The organism is Leptolyngbya sp. PCC 6406, assembly GCF_000332095.2.
Taxonomy (GTDB): domain Bacteria; phylum Cyanobacteriota; class Cyanobacteriia; order Phormidesmidales; family Phormidesmidaceae; genus PCC-6406.
This window is the reverse complement of record NZ_KI913949.1, coordinates 4,113,828-4,133,752: the sequence shown is the minus strand read 5'-3', so window position 1 is coordinate 4,133,752 and position 19,925 is coordinate 4,113,828. Positions and strand designations below refer to the sequence as shown.

Below are 19,925 nucleotides of genomic sequence, written 5' to 3'. Positions count from 1 at the left end.
TAAAGCCGCAAGTCAAGGCAGCAAGGGGCGCAATTCCCCCGATGCCATGACAGTTGCACGTGGATTCTGTATCTGATACAAAACCCCTAGGGAGTCCGTAGGGCTTATTTCAGGATTGGGTATGAGGGTCTAATGCGATATGTTTTCCCCAGTTCCATAGGTCACCTCCGTTGCATCGGTCTGGTGCTCGGACTATTGGCCCTCACGGCCTGTTCCAGGGGTCTAGATGTGGCCACGCTGGAAACTGAGATCCAGGCCAGTATTGAGCGCCAAGGGCGGCGGCTAAACCTGCACCAGGTGCAATGTCCCCGCAATATTCCCCGTCAAGCCGGGGGCTATTTTCGCTGTGTGGGGCAATTGAAGCCCGAGGGCCAATTCACCATCAATGTCACCCAGCAGGACAATGAGGGCACGGTGGAGTGGGATATTCCCAACTCAGCGGTGATCCTAAACCTGGGCAAAGTGGAAGCTAAAATCCAATCCACCCTGTCCCAAACCCTGGGTAAGCGTGCAGTGGTAGATTGCGGCGACCTGTACCGCATCAATCAGCCGGGAGAGATTTTTGAATGTCGCGTGGTGGGAGGCGTTGACCTGGGACAGGAGCGCGTGGAAATGGTCTTGATCAAGATCAGTCCAGAAGGCGATCTGACCTGGCAAGAAGTGCGTCGTGGCATCGCCTCTGCCCCTGTTGCCTCCCCCACTGCTGCCACTGGCACCGGGACCACTGCGAGCAATGGCAGCGAGGCTCAAGCTGCGGCTGCACCCACCTCAGCGAATACCAGTACCAATCCCTTTCCAGATGTCCCCAAGGGCACAGCGGGCAGTCGCAAGATTGACGTGCCTGAGTTCAGTGGAGAGGATGACTAGTAGTCTGCGGCGGAAATACCCTGGCCGTTCTATCGTGGCACACTTGGCCCCTCACCCTAGCCCTCTCCCACGGGGAGAGGGGACCGGAAAATGTTGAGCTGGCGCGGCAATAGTGGACTGATTTATGGGTAAAGCCGCTTGAGGCGAAGGCGCGCATCGGCGGTGGTGAACTGCCAGTCAACAGACTTTAACGCAGCGCAATCAGCTTGGCTTCTGCCTCTCCGTCACAGACCTGTTGGCCGGGGTGTGACGGGCGCGTTTTGCGTTCCAAGGCCATCTCTAGGCCCTGCTCGACCCAGCGTTGACGGAGGTTATCCACGGTGTTGACATGGCAGCTAAAGGCTTCCGTCCACTGGGGCTCTGCCACCCTCTGGAAATAGGCAAAAATAAAAAACCGACAGGACTCCCGTGTGCCTGTCGGTCGGTGTGTGTTCCCTGTAGATGACTCGGCTAGAGTTGAGTCATGATTAGTATGTCGAAGTCACGGACTAGAGCCCAGGATCTTCATCACCCCCCAGGGTGATAGTGATCACAGGTAACGGTGACCTCTTCATCAGAATTGGACGGCTTACCATGACAACAACTGATGACACTTGGCGCACCGTTGCCGAGGATATTTGGCGCACCTTGAATGAAGTGGCGATTTCCCAACAGGAAACCGCTCTTCAAATGAAAGAGACCGATCGCCGCATGAAGCAACTGCAACAGGAACTCGGTAAACTGGGTAACCGCCTGGGAGAGTTTGTGGAATGGCAGGTGCGACCGGCAGTGGTGCGGCTGTTCCAAGAGCGCGGCATTGAAGTCCATGAAATGCTGCCAGAGATTTCGATCCATCGCGACGGTGAAGGGTTCGAGGTGGACTTACTGGTGGTCAACACCACAGAAGCCATATTGGTGGAAGTCAAAAGCAAGCTTTCCCAAGGGGATGTGGATGACCATCTAGAGCGACTGGCCAAGTTCAAGCGCTTGATGCCCCGCTACAGCGATGTGGAGGCCATGGGGGCCGTAGCGGGCATGGTGGTCCCTGATGCGGTGGCCCGCTACGCCTACCGGCGGGGACTGTTTGTGCTGGCCCAGTCCGGGGAAACGGTGGTGGTGGTGAATGATGAAACTTTTCAACCCCGGCGCTGGTAGGGCTGGGATGGTCCTAGCCGCCCCCTAGACACCAAGTAAACAGGGTAAGATCCAGAGGTTTTCTGGAGAGATTTTGCATGGCCGTGCCCTTTTCCCCCGCAGAGATTGCTGCCGAGGGGATTACCCCCGACGAGTACGCAGAGATTGTGCAACGGCTAGGCCGTCATCCCAACCGGGCCGAGCTGGGCATGTTTGGGGTGATGTGGTCTGAGCACTGCTGCTACAAAAACTCCCGCCCCCTGCTGAAGCAATTCCCCACGACCGGCGATCGCATTCTGGTAGGTCCAGGGGAAAACGCCGGGGTGGTGGATCTAGGGGATGGACTGCGCCTTGCCTTCAAGATTGAATCCCACAACCATCCCTCCGCTGTGGAGCCCTTCCAGGGGGCGGCGACGGGGGTAGGGGGCATTCTGCGGGATATCTTCACCATGGGAGCCCGTCCCATCGCCGTGCTGAATGCCCTGCGGTTTGGGGATCTGGCCGACCCCCGTACCCGCCGCATTTTCACCGGAGTCGTATCTGGTATTGCCCACTACGGCAACTGTTTTGGGGTGCCCACCGTGGGGGGAGAAGTGGCCTTCGATCGCGCTTATTCCGGTAATCCCCTCGTCAACGCCATGGCCCTGGGCCTGATGGAAACCCCCGACATTGTCAAATCCGGGGCAGCGGGCATCGGTAATCCTGTGCTGTACGTGGGTTCCACCACCGGGCGAGATGGCATGGGGGGAGCCAGCTTTGCCAGCGCGGAATTGAGTGACGAGTCTATGGACGATCGCCCAGCGGTCCAAGTGGGGGATCCCTTTTTAGAAAAAGCCCTAGTGGAAGCCTGTCTCGAAGCCTTTAATACCGGAGCCGTAGTTGCCGCCCAGGACATGGGGGCAGCGGGCATCACCTGTTCTACCTCGGAGATGGCGGCGAAGGGGGGGGTCGGCGTCGATGTAGATTTGGACTTGATCCCGGTGCGGGAAACGGGGATGGTGCCCTACGAATACCTCCTGTCGGAATCCCAGGAACGAATGCTGTTTGTGGCCCAGAAGGGGCGAGAACAGGAGCTGATCGATATTTTCACAAAATGGGGACTCCAGGCGGTGGTGGCAGGGGAGGTCATTGCGGAGCCCATTGTACGGATTCGCTTCCAGGGAGAGATTGCTGCGGAGATTCCCGCGACGGCCCTGGCGGACGACACTCCCCTCTACCACCGTGAACTAATGGCCGAGCTGCCTGCCTACGTGCAGCAGGCCCGCCAGTGGTCTGAGGCAAAGCTGCCTAACTGTGGTGTGGCGGGTATCCAGCTCTCGACCGGAAAACAGTCTTGGGATCAGGTCTTATTGACGCTGCTGGATAGCCCCACCATCGCCTCGAAGCAGTGGGTCTATCGTCAGTATGACCATCAAGTGCAGAACAATACGGTGCTGATGCCGGGAGGAGCCGATGCTGCCGTAGTACGCCTGCGCCCCCAGGCGGGAGCCCAGGCTGCTGAATTGGCCCAAACCCGGCGGGGGGTGGCGGCGACGGTGGACTGTAATGGCCGCTATGTGTATCTGGATCCCTATGAGGGGGCCAAGGCGGCGGTGGCAGAGGCGGCGCGGAACCTGAGTTGTGTGGGGGCTGAACCTCTGGCGGTGACGGATAATTTGAACTTTGGTAGTCCCGAAAAGCCTATTGGCTACTGGCAACTGGCGGAAGCCTGTCGCGGATTATCGGCGGGCTGTGAAGCCTTTAGTACGCCAGTCACTGGGGGGAACGTCTCCCTCTATAACGAAACCTTGGACAACGAGGGCAACCCGACCCCCATTTACCCCACGCCGGTGGTGGGCATGGTGGGTCTGGTGGAGGATGTGACTCAGGTTTGTGGCCAGGGCTGGCAACGGTCGGGGGATGCTATTTATCTGCTGGGACTGGGGCTGGAATCGGCTTCAGAGCAGGAGGACCGCCTAACCCTGGGGGCCTCTGAATATCTGGCGGTGGTTCACGATACCGTGGCAGGGCGTCCCCCTCGGGTGGATACGGCGTTGGAATTGGTGGTCCAGGCGGCTTGTCGCTACGGTATTCACCAGGGCTGGATTCGTTCGGCTCACGATAGCGCTGAAGGCGGGCTGGCGGTGGCTTTGGCGGAAAGCTGTATCAGTGGCAATTTGGGGGCTGAAATTGTCCTTGCTCTCTCCGCTGATTCGGGTATGCGCTGGGATCGGCTGTTGTTTGGGGAGGGGGGAGCCCGGATTGTGGTGTCTGTGGCTCCAGATGCGATCGCACTTTGGGAAACCTGGTTACAGGAGCACCTAGGGTTACCGTGGCAGCGGTTAGGCACCGTCGTCTCGGCGGCGGCGGGTCTGACCCTGACCACCACCACGGGAGAAATTGTACTGAAGGTGGATGTTCCCACCCTAGCCGTCCAATGGCAGAACGCCATTCCGCGCCGTCTTCAGGACTAACTCCATCCCTGGGGCCGTAACTGGGACCGTAACTGGGGCTGCAACTGGGAATGTTAGGATCGAAGGAGTTAATCTTTCCTTAAACGCTTCGATGCTGAAGCTTCAATACTCATTCAATACTCAGCGTTAAGGCTGAGGGTTATGGGACTGCGTTGGCAGGGTCTGAACCCGTTGAGGCAATCTTTGTTAGCCCCCAGCTCCCACCCTCTGGGTGGATGGGAACATCCTGGGTGTTTCTCCCGTGGATATTTTTATACCGTGGCTTTGAACTGCATTTTCTGGAGCTTGCGCCCAAGATGACTTCGCGACCGCCCGTTTTGCTACCTGTTTCCCCTGAGCCCCCCGCCCGCCCTGATAAGCCGGAGGAAGCCTGTGGGGTCTTTGGCATTTATGCCCCTGGGCAGGATGTAGCTACCCTGACCTACTTTGGTCTTTATGCCCTTCAGCATCGAGGCCAAGAGTCGGCGGGCATTGCCACCTTTGACCAAGGTGCGGTGCATCTCCACAAACATATGGGGTTGGTATCCCAGGTCTTCGACGAAGCTCTTCTCAAGGGACTGGTGGGTCAGTTTGCAGTGGGCCATACCCGGTATTCCACCACTGGTTCCAGCCATTTGGAAAATGCTCAACCCTCGGTGGCGAATACGCGCCTGGGTCAATTGGCCTTGGCCCACAATGGCAACATCGTTAATGCTGGGGATTTGCGGGGGGAATTGCTGGAGGCGGGGCATCAGCTCCTTTCCACAGCGGATACGGAACTGATTGCCCTGGCAATGGCGGAGGCCGTGGATGGGGGCCGGGGCTGGATTGATGGTGCGATCGCGGCCTTCAAGCGCTGTGAGGGAGCCTTTAGCCTGGTGATTGGCACTCCTACAGGGCTCATTGGAGCCCGCGACCCCCACGGCATTCGTCCCCTTGTGCTGGGGGTACTCGGTCCCGAACCAGACACCTGCGATGGCCCTGCCCACTATGTCCTCGCCTCGGAAACCTGCGCCCTAGATATTATTGGAGCCCACTATTTGCGGGATGTGCAGCCGGGAGAACTGGTGTGGATTACGGAGGCGGGCTTGACCTCTGTCCAGTGGGACAACCGGGCGGAACGCAAGCTATGCGTCTTTGAGATGATCTACTTCTCCCGCCCCGACAGCGTGGTGAATGAGGAAACCCTTTACAGCTACCGTCTGCGCCTGGGACAACAATTGGCGCGGGAAGCTCCTGCTGATGTGGAACTGGTGATGGCGGTGCCTGACTCCGGCGTCCCCGCTGCCATTGGCTTTGCCCAAGAGGCGCGGCTTCCCTACGCCGAAGGGCTGATCAAGAATCGATACGTAGGCCGCACCTTTATCCAGCCTACTCAATCCATGCGGGAGGCGGGCATTCGCATGAAGCTCAACCCCCTCAAGGATGTGCTCCACGGTAAGAGTATCGTGATTGTGGATGACTCCATTGTCCGGGGCACCACCAGCCGCAAAATTGTGCGGGCGTTGCGGGATGCCGGTGCGATCGCGGTTCACATGCGGATCTCCTCCCCCCCGGTCACTCACCCCTGCTTTTTTGGCATCGACACCGACAATCAGGATCAACTGATCGCCGCCAACCTGTCCGTTGCAGAAATTGAAGCCCAGCTCGGCGTAGACTCCCTCGCCTATCTGAGTTGGGAAGGCATGTTGGCATCCACCCACCAAGACCCGGAAAGCTTCTGCTCTGCCTGCTTCACAGGCAACTATCCGGTCGAGATACCCGAACCCTTCAAGCGAGCCAAGCTCAAATTTGAGATCACCCCCGCCGCTGTTTGAGGCCCATAGCTGTGGAATAGATGGGTGGGGTGGCTGGCTTTTTCTCTTCGGGAGAAAACCTGGCCACTGGGTACATTATTAACCCGCAGATCCCTCAGTACAGACAAGGGGCTTAAGCCGAATGGCACTGACATAAGTTGGATCAAGCTACCAATCTAGCTTTCAGGACCGAGCGCGGTTCCTGCATTTTGGGAAACGGTTTTGGGCGGCGCTTCACGACTCGCGGTTCTGAACGGTTCGGTCGCAAGGGAATAATCAACCTTTGCACAGCGCTTAATAAGGCTTGGTAGCCTCGCCGTCGTTGAGTCGGTGCGAGATGCCGGAACTCGGGTCGAAAATGGTTGAATTGTTGCCGCGTACCCTGTAGGGAGAGCCGTAATGGCTCGACTGGGGAGTTGGCCGCAGCGTCCCCCATCAAAGTCCGCAGCAGATTGTAGGCCAACAGATGCACCCAAATACTCTTAGTCACCATCGCCGGGGTTTTGGCGGCAATCATCTCCATGCCTAAGGTGGTTTTGAGATGTCTGAGATTGACTTCGGCGGCCTGCCAGCGGAGCTGATACAGTTCGGCTAACTGGGCTATGGGATACCGTTTGGAGTCCATCAGCGTGGTCACCACCACAAAGTTGGTCGGGCGAAACCCAGGCACCTGAATCGAGAGAGCAACTTCCCGCACCTCCAGCGCCTCGGGCAAAGCCTCAAACTCATCCGGAGAAAGGGACTTGGGGCATCGTTTCGGACGCTGCCAACGGACAATGTGGTCTCCCCGGCCCAACTTTTTGCCGCGCCGGAAATCACAACGGCGTTGATGATGCTTGCGAAAGACGGCATCGGCTCCCTTCAATGCGACCCCAGCGAGATCCACATAGGTGCCATAGGCCGAATCGGCCACGACGACATCCTCCCGGCGCAGCTTCTGATAGAGTTGGCGGGCTAAGCGCCATTCACTCACCTGAAAGGGGGCTATCGCCACCTCCAGGACCGCGCCGGTGGTCACACAAAACCACACTTGCAGCCGGAGAATGGGAAAGCCACACTCGCCGGTTTGATTGCGGTGCTGCGGATAAGTCTGTTGATTCGCCTCGGTATCACTCATCAAGACCGTCGTCGCGTCAAACGCTTTCACGACGCGACCACACCACCGCTGCGCGGGAGACACTTGCTGTTGTAAAGCCCTCGCGACCCGCTGCAAGAGAGGCGGAAAAATGCACTCGGGCAGCCGTTGACGCGCTTTACTATAGCCCCCGGTATCCGCCGACGGGGGCACCGCTCCCGCTAGGTGCATCCAGGTCACCACTCGCTTGACCGCATGGCTGAGACTGCTATCCGGGTCCAGCACTTGGGAGAGCCAACTCCACAGCACGACCATCGGCGTATAGAGGACGCGGCGATAAGTGACGCCTTGCTCCTCCAGCACCGCCTCAATCGCTGCTTCCGAGAGCACTTCGGCAAAGGGCAGACCGATACTGTTCTGATAGTTCTCTTTGAGGATTTCCGCACGATTTGACATCATAGGGGCATCGTTATAGGCTTCGACGCTTTGATTCTTACAGATCAAGCGCTTGAAGCCTTTTTTGCTCTCTTATGTCAGTGCCATTCGGCTTAAGCCCCTTGTTCGCCGAAGTGTATCAGGACTCCTCTGGAGCCAAGCTGGCGTAGTAGGCTGCTAAGCTCTCATAGGCGTCCTTGCGGGGATGGAGGCGGGGGTGGAGCAACCGCTCCACCGGCTTGCCCCCCTGCAAATGCTCTTCCACAATCGTGCTGACATCCGCCGGCTTGACCTGGCAATACCAGGTGTTGTCAGACATCACCCGCACCGTTGGCCCACAGCCACATTGGCCCTGGCACTCACTCCCACTCACCATCAGGTTGGGGGCTCCGTGTTTTTGAAATTCTGCTAGCACTGCCTCCGACCCATTGCGCTGACAGGAACGATGCTGGCAAACGGTGACAAGGTGGCGCTGAGACGGGGAGGGCATGGGGATGAAAGACTTCCTGAAAAATTCCTGAGGGGGCCTGAGTTTTTCTGAGCTTTCTCCCCTAGTGTCATCGGATGGCTTTGGCCAAAGTAGGGATAGAACCAGCGACTCGGCTGGACTGCCATCTACCCCTAGTCTGCCATGCAAACTCCCCTACTGCCTTCCACCCCGTTTATGGAATGCCCGAACTGCGGCAAACATGCCGTGGTCAGTGTCCAGGATGGGCTCTACCAGTGCCTCCACTGCGACTTTAGCCGCGACCTCCAACCTCAAGGCGCTAGAACCGCCCAGGATCAAACCGCAACCGGAGGTGCAGCCTTCATCGGGGGGCTGGGATTTCTCCTGACCCTGGCGTTGTTTCTCTAGGGAACCGCGCCAGAGGCAACTGAAGCCGCTTCACCCGCGTCTATCCCCTATAGGTTGCCCCCCATCAGGGTTACTAGACGCATAATTCTTTACCCATTTCCCCTGAGGATCCATTAGGGAGCATCACGTTCGGCAGGGGTGGGCTACGGGCTCACCGCGATCGCGCAAGTTGCAATTTGAGGGAGGATACGCCCCATGAATCTACTCAAAGTCCTATTCCCCAGGGATCCCGTAAATCAAGATACCGGCCATCTTCTGGAAAACACCTTGGCCTTTGTCCCTAGTCATTGGCCCGATACTTCTCTGCAAGACAGAGTCCTGGTCGCCATTGTGGATGATCCGATTCCCCTGGGAAAACTCGGTCATGTGAAATTCCAGGGATCTCGCTGGCGCGCCTGTTATGACGCGACCAAGCTGACTCAGATGGGGTTACCGGCGGTCCCCCTACCTATTGGCACTTCGGTGCGGGTGGTAGGGCGGCGCTACAGCACCGTTCTGGTGGTGGAGCCTATGGACAGCCTGCAACCGGCTTAAGCGTGTTCCAGCTAAATACTTGTCCTGGATTTTCCTCGACCATCCAGGGGCGCAACCCCTAGGGCAGCAGAGGTTATCGACCCAAGGTATCGACCCAAGGTAATGATTGTTTAGCTGGAATACTCCAAGCTTTAGCCTAGACAGGGGTCAAGGCTAAAGCTTGGAGGCTCAGGCGAATCTGGGCAATGGTGGTTTCGGGCTGCTCTAACTGAGGCGTGAGCCCCACCCCCGGCAGGATCTGAAAGCGCTTGATGGCCGTGGTATTCAGGGCCATCAAGCGCTCTCCGAGGGCGACGGGGGTAAATTGGGCCGCCTCTCCCCAGAGTACTGCCGTGGGTACGGTTAACTGGGGCAGAATCTCTGCTAGATCAAAACTGAGATCGCCCCGCACGAAGGATAGGGCTGCATATTCGGCATTGGGTTGCTGGGCGGAGGCTAGGTAGGCTGACACCATCTCTGGGGTTAGGCGCTGGGGATTGGCAAATTGGCGGGCTTGCAAAAATTGAGCCACTCCCTCGCGGGTGGCGATCGCACTCCAGTACAGCAGTCGATCCACTAGGGGGAGTCGCAGAATTGGGGCTAACCAAGTGGGGCCAAGGACTTCGCCAAAGTCCGCTAGACCTGAAGGGGTAACGAGCACTAACCCACGCACTAATTCGGGATGGGCAATGGCAACTCGCACCATCAGGGCGGCGGTTAGGGAGGAGGCCACCACTAGGGCTGGTTCGGGGCAGACTTTTTCTAGAAATTCCGCGATCGCATCTTCGTAGTCCGCCGCTTGGTAATCCCTCACGGGGTGATCCGATTGTCCCCAGCCCGGTAAATCTGGAGCAATCACTCGGTAGTCTGCGGCAAAGGCGGGGTACACCAAGGACCACTCATAGGCAGAGGACCCCGCCCCAAACCCGTGGAGAAACACCAGTGTTGTTGCTTCCCCTTCCCTTAGGGGCCAAAGTTCTGGCTGGGGAGCCCCATAGGCGATAGTCCCTAGGGCGGTTACCTGCGATCGCATTTCAAACCCAGGAGCAATATACATAGAGATTTCGGCGATCCGTCTAACCTATCGGCCTATCTAGTATGCAGCTTAGGCCAGGGCTCCGCCCAATTCACCGCATATAGCTGGAACCCTTGCCTTGAGAAGTCATTGTTCCAGCACTTCCAGCACTTAGGCTTTAGGATAACTTTCTACCCAGACTGCGAACAGATGCGCTTCCGGCTTTGTCGTTCCCGAGGACTAAGGGACTGGCGTGAAACTAAAGTCCCCGTAGATCGAGCTGTCCCTCGGGAAAAAAAACGGGTTGAGCGGTACGTTATTTGACCGCAGATTCCTAAGCTGCATAACGTTAAACCCTATGGCACTTCCTTACTCAACTCCCTCAACAAACGCATTGCACGCTCAACTTCTAGCGGTCGAACAAATATATGATCGTGATAGACCGGCGAGAAGGCGTTGAGGCTGATCCCAGCCTTCGCAAGCTTGCTCGTAATCCGCGCCAGAAACCCGACAGCATCTAAGCTGGAATGAACATTTAAGGTAATCAGCGTGCCAACGTAGGTGTACGGAAGGCTGAGCTGGTCAGCAATTTCCTGCTCCAAAATAACCGTTAAACCTTCCTGCTCCTGAAATGTGCAAAGAGGTCTCATAGGCAGTGCCTTGTAGGTATCCTCGTCAAGAACGCAAAAGGCGTACTCACCATGTCGCACTGGCTGCATGTGTTTTAGAAGTGTCGGAAGATTTAGTTCACCGCTCATACTTTTTCAACGTTGGATAAAGGTCGAACATTCCCATGTGGACATCTGCCTGAACACTGACAGGGAAAGGAACAGGGAAAGGAATTTGGAGCCCTTTCCAACTTCTCTGAATGACTTCGAGTCGCCCGTCTAACATTCGCGCTCACTGGAGGTAGATAACCTTTACCACTCAGCCGACCATAAGTTGCTCGTTCCAGGGCAGCGCGGTTGTTATCCGATATGTTCGTCACCACCTGCTCCCAAGCTGTCAGCCTCTTCACTTCCTAGCAACTATTCGTGTCCATGTGACACGAATTTTATTTTTCATGATGCTTGGTTGATTCTCCAGAAGCAACACAACTTCCAGTCCGCATTGTTTGGCCAGTGCCGCCGTCTTCCTACCATCTGTGGGGAACACGTGCGTTCCTGCGCCTGCCGGTCCGTGGCGTAGCGATATTGCGCAAGTTCCCCCATCGTCCAAAAGTAGTGTTGCAAATCGCGCCATAGCCTGAACCCGTTCATCCTTTTCAAGGTGGTGCCACACTCCATCAACTAGGATGAAACTGAATTGCTTAGGTCTATCACCAAGTTTCTTTAACAACGGTAAGCTATCCTCGACCCAAGTCACCCCAATGCCTCGGTAAGTTGAGCGGGCTGCATCTAGGAATACTGACATCGGTTCGATAGCAACAACCGAATGGCCGAGCCTCGCCAGCGCTGCCGCATTCTGACCAACCCCCGCTCCGGCATCCAGTATGAAACTCGCGACGGACAGTATGAACTTGAGGAAGTTCCTGTTTACTTCGCTGAAGTTCAGCGCTTGGCTAGCTTCAATAAATTTGTCTGCAACCTTTTCATAACCTTTAGTCCCTGGCACGTTGCCCATACTTCATCAGCCCAAATCTTGTATCTGTTCTAGGTGCGATTAGGGTCGAATGTCGCTAACAGTCAGCCGTGTACTCAACAATCTTCTTATATAGCGATCCCATTTAATTTCTGAAGACCTTCGTGGTGGGGGTTGAGCCGCGCTCGCGCCAAATTTCCGCTAGGAGAAAGTCCACGGAACAATCTGCAATCATTTACTCCGGGTCTGGGCGCTGTTGAGATAGCGGTTCTCCCTCGGGTTAAGGACAGGCAAGGGGCTTAAGCCCCTTGTTCGCCGAAGTGTCATTAAATTGGCATTCACGAAGGCGCAAACAATCAGGTTGGTTTATGGGCGACCCAGTACTTGCTCACGAAATGGACTGCTGTAGTAATGTCTTCAAAGCCCACTGACGCTAGACGCTGCGTCAGATCATCCTGGGTATAGTCCCGGTAGTAGGGCTCATGGAAAATTGCAGGGAAGCTAGCCATCACCGCTTCAAGTTCCGGGGTATCGATCTGCTGGATCGAGTCGCAGATCACCAGGAGTCCCCCCGGCTTTGTCACCCGGAAGCATTCCTCAATCACTTGTTGGCGGATTGGCCCCGGCAACTCATGGAATAGGAAAACACAGGTGAGGCCATCAAAATAGTTGTCCCGGTAGGGCAAGGACTCCCCTTGACCCTGCATCAGTTGTGGCAGGGTTTGTCTCCCTTGGCTCAGGAGTTGGTTTGCCTTACGGAGGTAGGCCGGAGACAGGTCTACCCCGTACAGAGAGGCTGCTGGGAAGGTGTCTCGCAGCAGCTTCAGGGTGCGCCCGGTGCCGCAGGCCACATCCAGCACCTTGATCTGGTGGGCGTTGGTCACCTCCATCACATCGCTCTGACTGCCCGCCTTAGCGGTTTTCACCGCTTGCAGCCCGGACTTGAGGGGGGCCAGCACCCGTCGCCGCATGGCATCCGCTGTGCCGTTAAAGAGCAGTTCTACCTGGAGGTCGTACAGGTTGGCGGAGTCGTCACTCAGGTAGCCATCGGTTTGGTAGTGGAAATTCTGGAGGTAGTACTGGGGAAAGTGACGGGTATCGATGTCGTCATCAAAGGACTGGTACTGCTTGTGCTCCACCCGCTCCCAAATCTTGGGCATGTCTAGCCATAGGGCCGGGTAATAGCGCAGAAAATCTTCCCAGGGGTTATCGAAAAGTAGGGATTCGGGATAGATGCCATCCTCTGCATCCTGCCAGTCGCGTTGGAGGAGTTCGTCCCGCCGTCGGGTCATCTCCGCCAGAAGTTCGGGGGTGATGCCCTCAATCTTGACCTTTAACTCTGGCTTGAACCACAGACGGAGCTGGGTTGCCAGAGCCTTGTGCCCTAACCCAAAGTAGTTTTTGCCGTCCTGAAAGGTTTGATAGGCCAGTTTGGTTAACGTATCCGCCATGATCAAGGGTGCTGTGAATTAATGAGGTGGGGTCGTTGTGATGAATTGTAACGAAAATTAGGGGGTCATGCAGCAGGGGCGCGATCGCAAATCCGCGATCGCAGCCCAGAAAAGACTAGTACTGGGCGGCGGAAATACCCTGGCCGTTCCATCGTGGCACACTCGGCCCCTCCCCCTAGCCCTTTCCCAGGGGGAGAGGGGACCGGAGAAAGTTGGGCTGGTGCGACAATAGTGGACTGATTTACGCCCTGCGGTACTAGCGGCAAAAAACGGCAAAAAAAGCCGCCCGAAGGCGGCTGATCCACAGGTTCACAGAGGGAGGATGGCTATCTTGCTTAACCCAAGCGGTTGCCCTAGCAGTCGTAATACAGGGCTAGCTCGTAGGGGTGGGGCCGTAGGCGCATGGGGTTAACCTCGTTGTCCAGCTTGTACTCAATCCAGTTTTGGATGAAATCTTCGGTAAACACGCCACCTGTGACCAAGAATTCGTGATCCTCCTCCAGCGCCTTCAGGGCATCCAACAGAGAGCCAGGGGTAGAAGGAATCTTCGCCAGTTCCTCAGGGCTGAGGTCGTAGATGTCCACATCCAGGGGATCACCCGGATCGATCTGGTTCTTGATGCCATCGATACCCGCGCAAAGCATCGCCGCAAAAGCCAAGTAGGGGTTAGAGGTTGCATCGGGGCAGCGGAACTCCAGACGCTTCGCTTTGGGATTGTCGCCAGAGAGGGGAATCCGCACCGAGGCAGAGCGGTTGCCCTGGGAGTAGGCCAAGTTCACCGGCGCTTCAAAACCGGGTACCAAGCGCTTGTAGGAGTTGGTGGTGGGATTGGTGAAGGCCAGTAGGGCAGGGGCGTGCTTGAGAATGCCGCCGATGTACCACAGGGCGGTCTGGCTCAGACCCGCGTACTTGTCCCCTGCCATCAGAGGTTGTCCATCTTTCCAGATGGACTGGTGGGTGTGCATCCCCGAACCATTGTCATTAAACAGAGGCTTGGGCATGAAGGTGACGGTCTTACCCCACTTCTTAGCCACATTCTTGATGCAGTACTTGTAGATCATCAGCCAGTCAGCGGCTTGGATCAGCTCCCCAAAACGGATGCCGAGTTCGCACTGGCCCCCCGTGGCCACCTCATGGTGGTGCTTTTCAATGGGAACTCCGAGGGAGGCCATTGTCAGCAGCATTTCGCTGCGCATGTCCTGAGAAGTGTCGGTGGGGGCAACGGGGAAATAGCCCTCTTTGTAGCGGGGTTTGTAAGCTAGGTTGCCACCTTCTTCAACACGCCCAGTGTTCCAGCGCCCTTCAACGCTGTCCACGTAGTAGTAAGCGGAGTGCTCGTTTTGGTCAAAGCGAACATCGTCGAAGATAAAGAATTCTGCCTCTGGACCAAAGAAGGCGGTGTCGCCAATGCCGCTGGCCTGCAAGTAGTCAATGGCCTTGGTGGCTACGGCCCGAGGACAACGCTCGTAGAGCTGGCCGGTGCGGGGCTCTTTGATGGTGCAAATCATGCTTAGGGTCGGTTCCTTCATGAAAGGATCGATCCAGGCGGTGTTAGGGTCCGGCACCATCATCATGTCGGATTCGTTAATGGCCTTCCACCCTCGGATGCTGGAGCCGTCAAAGGCAACCCCATCGGTAAAGCTACTGGCATCAATCTGGCTGATGTGGAGAGTCAAATGCTGCCAGATACCAGGCAGATCAATAAACTTCAGATCGACGAGTTGAATTCCTTCATCCTGAATTCTCTTTAAGATGTCTTCAGCAGTCGCCATGAAATACTCCTTATACAGTCTCCCAAGTCCAGAGGGGAAAACCTAGAACGGCTTCTCGCTCCGAAGCCCTGTATCGCTGCTTCACGGGTCGTGAGTTAGCTGCTACAAATGGCCATCGGGAACCCTCTAGATTGCACGCCTTCCAATGACTCAGAACTCCTGAGGCAATTTATTGTCTGAATTATCCTATGAATAGGGGTTCGCTGCTTTTGTATCAGGAAATACCAAAAACCTGGTGGGATATCCTGAATTCAGACGGTGCGGATGGAGCTTGAAAGAGGAGCCCAGGGACCGAAGTGTGATGGTCTCCAACCAGCCTAGTGCGATCGCATCGCTCTCCTTAATCTGGGGAATCGCTCCAGGGAAGCACCGCTGGGGGGCAATTCCTGCTCTCCTAGAACCCATCCCTTGGCCTCGATGTTCGGGGGAAGTATTGCGGAAGATTTCGGACTGTAACGATTACAGCCCAGTATGCTTCACGTTTCTCAGAAAGACGAGTAGGGCTAGGAAGCGCCGTGATAAACTGCTTTCGACTGATTGGGAGAAGCGGAGAAGCGGAACACATGCGGGACGCAGTCACGACTTTAATTCGCAATTACGATTCCACTGGACGATATCTAGACCAGACGGCAATCGAGCGGCTCAAGTCCTATTTTGATACGGGGGCGGCCCGCGTACAGGCAGCAGCCCTCATCAGCGCCAATGCGGCGGAATTGGTGAAGGCAGCGGGATCGAAGCTTTTTGAACAGTTGCCGGAGTTGATTCGACCGGGCGGTAATGCCTATACGACTCGACGCTACGCGGCCTGTCTCCGAGATATGGACTATTACCTACGCTACGGCAGCTATGCCCTAGTGGCGGGAGATGCCACGGTTCTTGACGAACGAGTGTTGCTGGGTCTGAGAGAAACCTACAACTCCTTGGGCGTGCCCATTGCCCCCACGGTGGTCGGCATTCAAATTATGAAAGAGCTGATCAAGGAGAAGGTGGCAGCGGCTGGAATCCTGGACGCTAGCTTTGTAGGCGAGCCCTTTGACTACATCCTGCGGGAACTGAGTGAAGTCAGCGTTTAGGGGTAGTTCTAGTTGTTAGAGCTGATGTAAAGCCAATCCCGGAGATCGCTTTACTGGTCATCATTGGTGTAGATGTTATCGGGGTGCTGAATTCAGTACCCCGATTTTTTGTGGCTAGGGTCTTGGGCATGATCTACACACTGGGGTTGGATTTTGGTACCTCGGGGGCGAGGGCGATCGCACTGGATGCCCAGGGCCAGATCGCGGCCCAAGTGCGGGTGCCCTTTGGCCAGAATTCAGCCCGGACTTCTGACCGAACTCAGGCACCAGACTGGGTTGGTCAGTGGCGACAGGCTCTGAACCAGCTTTTAGCGGAAATTCCAGAGACCATTCGCCAAGGGACAGTGGCAATCGCCTGTAATGGCACCTCAGGGACAGTACTGCTGTGTGATGCCACGGGTGAGGTCATCGCCGATCCCCTGCTCTACAACGACGATCGTGGTCAGAGCGTTGGGGCGATCCTGGCTACCATTGCCCCCCCGGAGAGTCTGGTACTCAGTGCTACCTCTAGTCTGGCCAAGTTGATGTGGTGGCGAGAGTATCTTCCGGCGCAGGACTGGCAGCGGGGGCGGTATCTGTTGCATCAGGCGGACTGGCTGGCCTACCAGTTTCATGGACGGCTGGGGCTGAGTGACTACCACAATGCCTTGAAGCTGGGCTATGACGTGGTGGCCTTGGCCTATCCCGATTGGATGCAGCGCTTACCCGAGGCGCGGCTGTTTCCCCAGGTGGTCGCGCCGGGAACGGACTGGGGTCCGATCAGTGCGATGGCCCCTTTGGGCCGGTCTCTGACCATCGCAGCAGCTCAGTATGGATTGCCTACCCACTGTCGGGTACGGGCGGGGACAACGGACAGCATTGCCGCCTTTCTGGCCAGTGGAGCCCAGCAACCGGGGGAGGCGGTTACCTCTTTGGGCTCTACCCTGGTGCTCAAGCTCCTGAGCCGGACGCCGGTGACAGATCGTCGCCGGGGTATCTACAGCCATCGCTTGGGGAATCTGTGGCTGGTGGGGGGAGCCTCAAATACCGGGGGCGCAGTGTTGCAGCACTTCTTTACCTCGGACGAGATTGAGCGGTTGAGTCGCACTCTGCCTCGCCAAAGCGCTTTGAACTTGGACTACTATCCCCTGCTACAACCGGGGGAACGCTTTCCCATTAACGACCCGTCCTATCCTCCCCGGCTGGAGCCTAGACCGACGGACCCGGCCTTATTTCTTCAGGGAATGTTGGAGGGTATTGCCCGGATTGAAGCCCAGGGTTACCGCCAATTGCAGGAACTCGGGGCGACGCCCTTAACACGGGTCTGGACAGCGGGGGGCGGAGCACAAAATGCGATTTGGGCGAAGATTCGTCAGGATTATCTGGGGGTGCCTGTAGCCTGTGCCCCGGAAACGGAAGCGGCGGTGGGCACCGCTCGACTGGCGGGAGGACCGCTGCAATCTGCCTATAGTGGTTAGCAGTGCACATTGAGGGCGGCGGTTGCAGGATTGGAGTGGTGGGGATAGCGCAATAGCCCAAGGCTGGTCGGCAACTATCGCGGCCATGGATGGGGTTCTGAATGGGGCGGTGATAGTGCTGGAGCGGACCCTGTTCTTTACTATTGGTGGCTTGCCGCTGATTGTGGTTTGGCTGTTGGTGGGGGCGACCTTCTTCACGCTGCGGATGGGGTTTATCAATCTGCGAGGATTTCGCCATGGGATTGACGTTGCTCTGGGTCGCTACGATACCCCTGATGAACCGGGGGAGGTAACCCATTTTCAGGCGGTGGCCACCGCCCTCTCTGCCACCGTGGGTCTGGGGAATATTGCTGGGGTTGCGATCGCATTGCAACTGGGCGGTCCTGGAGCGATAGTGTGGATGACCCTGGTGGGGCTGCTGGGCATGTCCAGCAAATTTGTGGAATGCACCCTGGCTCAGAAATACCGCATCCTACGGGCCGATGGTACCGTTGCGGGTGGGCCGATGTACTACCTGTCCCATGGCCTGGAAACCCTGGGGCTAAAGCCCCTTGGTCAGGGCTTGGCGGTGACCTTCGCCGGACTCTGTGCCCTGGGGGGCATCGGCGGGGGCAACATGTTCCAAGCCAGCCAAGCCTATATTGCGATCGCACACCTTCTCCCTGGTTTGGCAGACTACCGTTGGCTCTACGGCCTGGGCTTGGCGACATTGGTGGGACTGGTCACCCTGGGTGGCATTCAGCGCATTGGCAGCGTAGCAGGGGCGATTGTCCCCAGTATGGCGGGGCTCTACACAGCAGCGGCACTGTGGGTCATCCTCGTCCACAGTACCGAAGTCCCCAATGCTCTGCACACTATTTGGACCACCGCATGGCATCCCCAAGCAGTGGGGGGCGGCGTTCTGGGAGTCATGGTGCAGGGCATTCGGCGCGGTTTATTTTCCAATGGGGCCGGAGTGGGTACAGCAGCGATTGCCCATGCCGCCACCCGCACCCAGGAACCCGTGCGGGAGGGGTTGGTGGCCGCCCTAGAACCCTTCATCGATACGGTGATTCTCTGCAATCTCACCGCCCTCGTTTGCATTGTCACCGGAGCCTATCAAGTCGCCCCAGACACCGCTCTGGGCTTTGAGATCGTAGCCCTAGCCTTTGGCAGTGCCCTGCCGGGGTTTGCCCTAGTGCTGACCGCAGCGGTCTGTCTATTTGCCTTTTCCACCATTGTTTCCTGGGCCTACTATGGCGAGCAGTGCTGGCGCTATCTGACGGGGGACCGCTCACCCCTACCCTATCGGCTGCTCTACATCGGGGCCACCTTTGTCGGTTCTATCACCCAGCCCAGTGCCGTCCTAGCCTTTAGCGACATGATGCTATTTGCGATCGCGCTACCGAACCTGTTCGGTTGCCTGCTACTGTCCAACCAAGTAGGCCGCGATTTGAAAGACTACTGGCAACGACTCCAGAGCGGCAAAATGCCCGTCCACGGCATCCAATTTCACCCCAAATAGCCTCCATCCTCCCCCTGTACCGCTATCCTTGCAGAGATCCCGCCTGGATTTTGAATTGCCATGGGCGCTGACATTCTCATTCTCACCATTTACTTCATTTGCGTCGTCTACGTTCTCTATCAGATGGCCCTTTCCGTCGAGGCCAAACTGGAAGATCAGGTCCAGATCATCCTAGAAGGGGATATCCTCCAACAGGCAGTCACCTCCCAACTAGAGCAATCAGGACGTCCCGACATCCAGGCCCAAATTATCTCCGGCAAAGCCCCACCCTACCTAGAGCTGATCCTCTTTAAGAACACAGATAAAAAAGAAGCTATCGGCGCAGTCCAGATTCAGGTTTCCCCCCAAGGCAAACAACCCCTGCGCCCTCCTGTGCAGAATCTGGGCATTACCGTCATCAATGGGTTGCCAGACCAGCAAGTTTTTCTAGACTGGGACAGCAGTTCCCTATCAGTCCACGGCGGACTGGCCTATCGAGTCATTCGCAATGTGCCGGGAATGCACCTAGACCTGCTCCAGCCCCAGGTCTATACCGTGGCCAACCCCAGCCAAGGCGTGAACGCTCGGGTTACCAGCGAAGTCCTTTTCCGTCGCCCCGACAATAGTACGGCCCTAGAGCCGCTGCCCATGCTGGTGAACCTAGAGAAAATTCCCGAGATGAAAGAGCCCCTACGCACCTATTCCCTCCGGATGTTGCTCTGGATCAAGCCCATGACCGCGAATGCTCCCGATTCCCAAGCGGTGCGGTTACTGCTGCCCTTCACCTTCCGCATCGAAGTCCTACCCGACCACGTGGCCCTCCCCATCCTCAGTTGGCTCCTGGATGTCCTCTCCCCCGCCAGACTGCCCCGGATCTGGTGAGATGGTGTCTGGCTAATTGCGCGCAATTCTGGCAAGGGCGAAAAGCAAGGGCGAAAAGCCTTTCGCCCCTACTCGTCATGAATATAGTGTGTGGTTATTTAAGCGGACTTGATATGAGATGGAC

Annotated in this window: 19 protein-coding genes; 11 read left to right on the top strand and 8 right to left on the bottom strand. The window is 56.9% G+C overall.

Going from position 1 to position 19,925, the window contains the following annotated elements; translation table 11 throughout:
* The first annotated feature begins 132 nt into the window (after positions 1-132).
* Complete coding sequence (locus LEP6406_RS0218275; protein ID WP_008317345.1) at positions 133-867, top strand: DUF4333 domain-containing protein; 735 nt, start codon at positions 133-135, stop codon at positions 865-867.
* A 187-nt stretch (positions 868-1,054) separates the two neighbouring features.
* On the opposite strand, the gene LEP6406_RS28780 is transcribed toward LEP6406_RS0218275, so the two are convergent.
* The gene (locus LEP6406_RS28780) at positions 1,055-1,234 is read right to left on the bottom strand and encodes a helix-turn-helix domain-containing protein (RefSeq protein WP_008317346.1); all 180 of its coding nucleotides are present in this window, start codon (positions 1,232-1,234) and stop codon (positions 1,055-1,057) included.
* A gap of 206 nt (positions 1,235-1,440) precedes the next feature.
* On the opposite strand from LEP6406_RS28780, the gene LEP6406_RS0218265 reads away from it, so the two are divergent.
* From LEP6406_RS0218265 to purF, 3 genes are all read left to right on the top strand, one after another.
* Positions 1,441-2,001 (top strand): DUF3782 domain-containing protein, encoded by a 561-nt coding sequence (locus LEP6406_RS0218265; RefSeq protein ID WP_008317347.1) that lies wholly within the window; start codon positions 1,441-1,443, stop codon positions 1,999-2,001.
* A 77-nt stretch (positions 2,002-2,078) separates the two neighbouring features.
* Positions 2,079-4,433, top strand: coding sequence for a phosphoribosylformylglycinamidine synthase subunit PurL (purL, locus tag LEP6406_RS0218260; protein ID WP_008317348.1), 2,355 nt, complete (start codon positions 2,079-2,081; stop codon positions 4,431-4,433).
* Positions 4,434-4,729: 296 nt separating this feature from the next.
* Positions 4,730-6,229 (top strand): amidophosphoribosyltransferase, encoded by a 1,500-nt coding sequence (gene purF / locus LEP6406_RS0218255; RefSeq protein ID WP_008317350.1) that lies wholly within the window; start codon positions 4,730-4,732, stop codon positions 6,227-6,229.
* Between the two features lie 142 nt (positions 6,230-6,371).
* Here the strand turns inward: purF and LEP6406_RS0218250 are convergent, their stop codons facing one another.
* Entirely contained in the window at positions 6,372-7,742 is a 1,371-nt protein-coding gene (locus tag LEP6406_RS0218250; protein ID WP_008317353.1) for an IS4 family transposase, read from the bottom strand.
* A 115-nt stretch (positions 7,743-7,857) separates the two neighbouring features.
* Positions 7,858-8,208, bottom strand: coding sequence for a (2Fe-2S) ferredoxin domain-containing protein (locus LEP6406_RS28775; protein ID WP_008317354.1), 351 nt, complete (start codon positions 8,206-8,208; stop codon positions 7,858-7,860).
* 174 nt (positions 8,209-8,382) lie between these two features.
* Here LEP6406_RS28775 and LEP6406_RS0218240 point away from each other — a divergent pair, with 174 nt between their 5' ends.
* A complete protein-coding gene (locus tag LEP6406_RS0218240; protein WP_155834717.1) occupies positions 8,383-8,574 on the top strand; it encodes an eL43 family ribosomal protein in 192 nt (63 codons plus the stop codon).
* A 195-nt stretch (positions 8,575-8,769) separates the two neighbouring features.
* A complete protein-coding gene (locus LEP6406_RS0218235; RefSeq protein ID WP_008317358.1) occupies positions 8,770-9,108 on the top strand; it encodes an NfeD family protein in 339 nt (112 codons plus the stop codon).
* Positions 9,109-9,244: 136 nt separating this feature from the next.
* On the opposite strand, the gene LEP6406_RS0218230 is transcribed toward LEP6406_RS0218235, so the two are convergent.
* The 4 genes from LEP6406_RS0218230 to LEP6406_RS0218215 all read right to left on the bottom strand — a co-directional run bounded on the left by LEP6406_RS0218230 (position 9,245) and on the right by LEP6406_RS0218215 (position 13,134).
* Complete coding sequence (locus tag LEP6406_RS0218230) at positions 9,245-10,144, bottom strand: alpha/beta fold hydrolase (RefSeq protein WP_008317366.1); 900 nt, start codon at positions 10,142-10,144, stop codon at positions 9,245-9,247.
* Between the two features lie 314 nt (positions 10,145-10,458).
* Positions 10,459-10,860 carry an ACT domain-containing protein gene (locus LEP6406_RS0218225; RefSeq protein ID WP_008317367.1) on the bottom strand — a complete coding sequence of 134 codons (402 nt, stop codon included), beginning with the start codon at positions 10,858-10,860 and terminating at the stop codon, positions 10,459-10,461.
* Between the two features lie 256 nt (positions 10,861-11,116).
* Positions 11,117-11,725 carry a class I SAM-dependent methyltransferase gene (locus LEP6406_RS0218220; RefSeq protein WP_008317368.1) on the bottom strand — a complete coding sequence of 203 codons (609 nt, stop codon included), beginning with the start codon at positions 11,723-11,725 and terminating at the stop codon, positions 11,117-11,119.
* Positions 11,726-12,039: 314 nt separating this feature from the next.
* A complete protein-coding gene (locus LEP6406_RS0218215; protein ID WP_008317369.1) occupies positions 12,040-13,134 on the bottom strand; it encodes a class I SAM-dependent methyltransferase in 1,095 nt (364 codons plus the stop codon).
* A 67-nt stretch (positions 13,135-13,201) separates the two neighbouring features.
* Here LEP6406_RS0218215 and LEP6406_RS33630 point away from each other — a divergent pair, with 67 nt between their 5' ends.
* Positions 13,202-13,366 carry a hypothetical protein gene (locus tag LEP6406_RS33630; protein ID WP_008317370.1) on the top strand — a complete coding sequence of 55 codons (165 nt, stop codon included), beginning with the start codon at positions 13,202-13,204 and terminating at the stop codon, positions 13,364-13,366.
* A gap of 121 nt (positions 13,367-13,487) precedes the next feature.
* On the opposite strand, the gene glnA is transcribed toward LEP6406_RS33630, so the two are convergent.
* The gene (glnA, locus tag LEP6406_RS0218210; protein WP_008317371.1) at positions 13,488-14,906 is read right to left on the bottom strand and encodes a type I glutamate--ammonia ligase; all 1,419 of its coding nucleotides are present in this window, start codon (positions 14,904-14,906) and stop codon (positions 13,488-13,490) included.
* Between the two features lie 563 nt (positions 14,907-15,469).
* On the opposite strand from glnA, the gene apcB reads away from it, so the two are divergent.
* The 4 genes from apcB to LEP6406_RS0218190 all read left to right on the top strand — a co-directional run bounded on the left by apcB (position 15,470) and on the right by LEP6406_RS0218190 (position 19,801).
* Positions 15,470-15,979 (top strand): allophycocyanin subunit beta, encoded by a 510-nt coding sequence (gene apcB / locus LEP6406_RS0218205; RefSeq protein ID WP_027269247.1) that lies wholly within the window; start codon positions 15,470-15,472, stop codon positions 15,977-15,979.
* A 128-nt stretch (positions 15,980-16,107) separates the two neighbouring features.
* Positions 16,108-17,436, top strand: a complete 1,329-nt coding sequence (locus LEP6406_RS0218200; protein ID WP_008317374.1) for an FGGY-family carbohydrate kinase — start codon at positions 16,108-16,110, stop codon at positions 17,434-17,436.
* Positions 17,437-17,458: 22 nt separating this feature from the next.
* Positions 17,459-18,940 (top strand): alanine/glycine:cation symporter family protein, encoded by a 1,482-nt coding sequence (locus tag LEP6406_RS28770; protein WP_036028573.1) that lies wholly within the window; start codon positions 17,459-17,461, stop codon positions 18,938-18,940.
* 60 nt (positions 18,941-19,000) lie between these two features.
* The gene (locus LEP6406_RS0218190) at positions 19,001-19,801 is read left to right on the top strand and encodes a hypothetical protein (protein WP_008317379.1); all 801 of its coding nucleotides are present in this window, start codon (positions 19,001-19,003) and stop codon (positions 19,799-19,801) included.
* Positions 19,802-19,925: the final 124 nt, after the last annotated feature.